The sequence below is a fragment of the Pseudomonas sp. R62 genome (genome assembly GCF_000257605.1).
GTDB lineage: Bacteria > Pseudomonadota > Gammaproteobacteria > Pseudomonadales > Pseudomonadaceae > Aquipseudomonas > Aquipseudomonas atacamensis.
Genome location: NZ_JH635998.1, coordinates 500,524 through 504,151, shown reverse-complemented (window position 1 = coordinate 504,151; position 3,628 = coordinate 500,524). Strand labels below are relative to the sequence as shown.

5 protein-coding genes are annotated in these 3,628 nt (G+C 52.9%); 4 read left to right on the top strand and 1 reads right to left on the bottom strand.

From position 1 onward, the window contains the following. Positions 1-269 precede the first annotated feature (269 nt). The 4 genes from OQK_RS03760 (at position 270) to OQK_RS03745 (ending at position 2,345) form a co-directional block, all read left to right on the top strand. Positions 270-680 carry a DUF6957 family protein gene (locus tag OQK_RS03760; RefSeq protein ID WP_016771187.1) on the top strand — a complete coding sequence of 137 codons (411 nt, stop codon included), beginning with the start codon at positions 270-272 and terminating at the stop codon, positions 678-680. A gap of 123 nt (positions 681-803) precedes the next feature. Beyond that, on the top strand, positions 804-1,541 hold the full coding sequence (locus tag OQK_RS03755) for a metallophosphoesterase (RefSeq protein ID WP_038860516.1): 738 nt from the start codon (positions 804-806) through the stop codon (positions 1,539-1,541). A gap of 25 nt (positions 1,542-1,566) precedes the next feature. Beyond that, positions 1,567-1,902, top strand: coding sequence for a hypothetical protein (locus OQK_RS03750; protein WP_016771184.1), 336 nt, complete (start codon positions 1,567-1,569; stop codon positions 1,900-1,902). A 50-nt stretch (positions 1,903-1,952) separates the two neighbouring features. Then, positions 1,953-2,345, top strand: a complete 393-nt coding sequence (locus tag OQK_RS03745; RefSeq protein ID WP_016771183.1) for a DUF6957 family protein — start codon at positions 1,953-1,955, stop codon at positions 2,343-2,345. Between the two features lie 142 nt (positions 2,346-2,487). On the opposite strand, the gene OQK_RS28825 is transcribed toward OQK_RS03745, so the two are convergent. After that, positions 2,488-3,447 (bottom strand): hypothetical protein, encoded by a 960-nt coding sequence (locus OQK_RS28825; protein ID WP_157221863.1) that lies wholly within the window; start codon positions 3,445-3,447, stop codon positions 2,488-2,490. Positions 3,448-3,628: the final 181 nt, after the last annotated feature.

The following is a 3,628-nucleotide window of genomic DNA, read 5'->3' as shown; positions in this document are numbered from 1 at the left end:
TTGAGAGGTAAGAAATGGGAGCTTGGGCTAGAGAGATGCTTTTCAATTCAGCGTTTAATCGAGGGCCATTGAGATTGCAGAGGTGGGACTCAGAGGTTCGAATGCCTGCTGTGCGTGATCTCCAGATGGTGCGCCAGGCCCTTGTGATGATGTGCTGTGGGTGATGGTTGGCCAGGTGTGTTGGGCAGCTAGCCATCTACCAGCCCGGGTGCTAATGACGAAAAAATCCAATGCCTAGGATCATTTAAAGCTGCAGAACAGGGTGTTACATGAGTGACGGGTTACGAGACATCGTGGAGCTGTTCAGCAACGATGGAGAGCAGTTGGTGGGCTTCGAGGGTGATGCCGGCCAGGCTGATGCTGAAGCCATCAGTCATCGCTCATGGAAGCCGTACTGCATCGTAAGAGAGTGGATGCTGATTGAGATTGAGGTGACTGATGAGTACCGCGAATCTCTTGCTGCCGACGGGTTACAACCTTGTGTGCTGTATGCATCCAATGTCTTGGCCCACAGTGCGAACAAGCGGCAGGTCGGCGACTGGGTTCGGTCAACCTTCCAAAGATCGCTCACCGACGGCTACGTGTTTGAAACGCGTAACACTCTATATATTTTGACAGGCCCTGGTCAGAGAAAAAAAGCCAGCCTGGAGACCGTCATGGCAATTGTTAATCTCTACTGAAAATCGGGGAGGCTAGATGTCTGGTTCCTTTTTAACGAGGCTCATGCGCATTGCAGTCTTACGAGCAAACCTGATGGCAGGCCAGGAGATTTTGAGACACGCCATGATGGCGAGGGGTGGCTCATGCGACTTCTCGTAATGTCGGATCTCCATGTCGAGTTCCAGCCCGTCGAGCTGCCCGACCCATCTCTGTATGACGTTGCCATTCTCGCTGGTGACATCAACATCAAAGGTCGGAGCTCCAATTGGGCCTGCGAACATTTTTCGAAGGAGACCGTGCTCGTAGCTGGCAACCACGAGTTTTACAAATCGAGCTGGTACAAGACGCTCGATCAGCTCAGCAACCCCCAAGCTGCCCACGTTCACTTTTTGGAGCAGCGCACGCTTGTCCTCGATGGCGTTCGATTCGTGGGATGCACCGGGTGGTCTGATTTTGAAGGTACCGGGAATGCGCCATTGGCGATGCTGGACGCACGGGCGCTCATGAATGACTACAAAGTCATTCGGGTCGAGCCGCAATATCGAACCCTGGTACCCCAACAGACTCGCAAAGTCGCGCAAGAGTCTCGTGAGTGGCTTCATCGCGAGCTGGAACAACCCTTTCAGGGAAAAACGATCGTGGTGACTCACTTCCCGCCTTTGATGCATTTTGTTCCGGACTATGGAACGCATCCGCATTTGCGGGCCGCTTACGGCAACAACTGGGAGGAATTCCTGGATATGAAGGTCGATCTCTGGATCTTTGGACACACTCACGTGGCTGTCGATGAAACGATCAATGGAATCAGATTTCTGTCCAATCCAAGGGGTTATCCAGGGGAAGACGTCGATTTCAACAACCAGTGTGTGATCACGCTTTGAATGGCTTGAAGCGTGCGAGAAGAGGATGTTTGCAGTGTATTTTCCAGAATCGTTGCTGAAGGCCACGAGGGTCACTTTCCAGGGACAGATCAGCGGTTATTTGCTCGATGCTCGTCCGGTCGGACTGGGCTTCAAAGCGGCGATGTTTTTTGACATACACCAGCGCGCCGAAAACGGGGATACGGTCGTCACCGAGGATTTGGCGGCGATGGAAGAGCAGCACGGCTATTCGATCGCTGTCACCACAGCGGGTGATCGATATGTCATCGTGAGCTTTCTTATGTTCATGATTGAGGAGGTCGACGGGGGGCAGCAGACAGTGGTGATGTCGATGACCCGAGAAGCTTCCGCGCGCTCGTAAGCCTTCGAAACAAGGCCATTTGGCGAAGCAATGGATGGGCAGGAGTTACCATGTCATACATAGACATCGAGGAGATCGTTGGCCCAAGCGCGGTCATGCCAGGGGTGGAAATGGATCTTGAGGAAGCGATCCGGATGACAGAGACGAGATTCCCGGATAGGAGCTTTTGCATCGTCGATGAGTGGGTTTGGCTTGATCTCGATGCGCCTGATTTGGTCGTCCAGGAGTTGGCTATGGAGGGCAAGAAGCCGGTGATGCTGCTGATGCTCAATGTGGTCTTCGATAGCTGTACCAAAACCAGCAGCGCCCTCTGGCTGCGCTCGTCACCGTTGATTGATTTCAGCGACGGCATGTTTTTTCAGACGCAGAACAAACTTTACGTGCTGCTCAGCCATGGTCGTCGAAAAACGATGCCTTTGTCGGCAGTGCTTCGCGTTTTTTGAAGCTGAGGTGGCAGTCGGCCTAGCTTATGGCCAGGATGCCTGAACCTGGAGATTGGCGGGGACGCTGATGCTTCTTGAATCACACAGCCCGCATCTTATGGTAGTCAAACCAATCTCCGCACTATTGCCTTTGCCAGAAGATTTACTTTGGCCAGGTGATGTTTACAGCCAAGGGCCCTTTTCCCATGGTTGTGCGAGGGGATAGTCTTTTTCTCAGCGCAATAAAGCGTTCCATGCCCAGTCCATCAGTTTGGAACGGGTAAAAGTCGAAAGTGGTTGTGAGGTTGAGACGGGTGCTCGTTTCCTTGATGTCAGAAATGGTCGATGCTGAAATCAAAACGCCGTCGAGGTAGGTCTTATTTTTGATCCGTCCAAATGCACCCGACTCGTCTTCGACAAACTCCCGAATCTCTTTGGAAAGCATTTGAAGGGCTGATGCCGGGGTCTGCGACGTCAGAATCTGTTCACCCGGGAGGAGGTCGTCGATGTTCAGGGCGATGAAGCCAGGGTTCTCTGATTCGCGGATTTGCTTGGCACCGTCCCTTAACCTAGAGACAAGGCTTTTGCGCTCATAGATTTTCTTGCAGGCGATTGAGTAGTTACCAAATCCGAAGTCGACAACAATGTCGGGAGGGTCGATCAACTGGGCCGGCATCCTGCGCTTGAGGGCGGTCAGAAGCGAGAGCTCCCATAATGCGTCCTTGCCTTGGGACTTGGATCGGTTCGACAGGTTCACGTCTGCCCCAGAGATTCGCTGAAGGGCTTCATCAATACCCGGCTCATCATTGAGCGTGGAGATGATCCGAGCAATCTTCTCTGCGTAAGCGGCGTTGATACCCGTTACCAAATTGGGTGATGTTTTGCTCTGCGTCCATTGCTTGTCGAGCTTACGGGCGTCTGCAAAAAGCTTGTGAAGCACACTCCCAGGAGTGAAGCGTATACCGCGTTCCTGAAGGATGATTACCGCCTCATCCACCAGGGTTACGATGTCGGCGTAGCTACAACTGGTGAAGCCGTAGCTGTCAGCTTGGACGCTAAATGCCTGGGTATTGATGGCGAATTCCTTCGATTGGTTTTCGGGCATTTGATGGGGTTCGCCCAAGAGGGCTCCTCCGGACATCAATGATGAGCGGAGCTCTATGCGGGCGAAATTTATGTCAATCGCTGCAGCCAGGCAAATACCTTGGTGACCGTGAGCTTATGCCTGAATTCCTAGAGTGCTCCCTGCACCGTGACACCCGTTCAAAGATGCGGTGACATTGCACGTCATGCTCAATGACGTC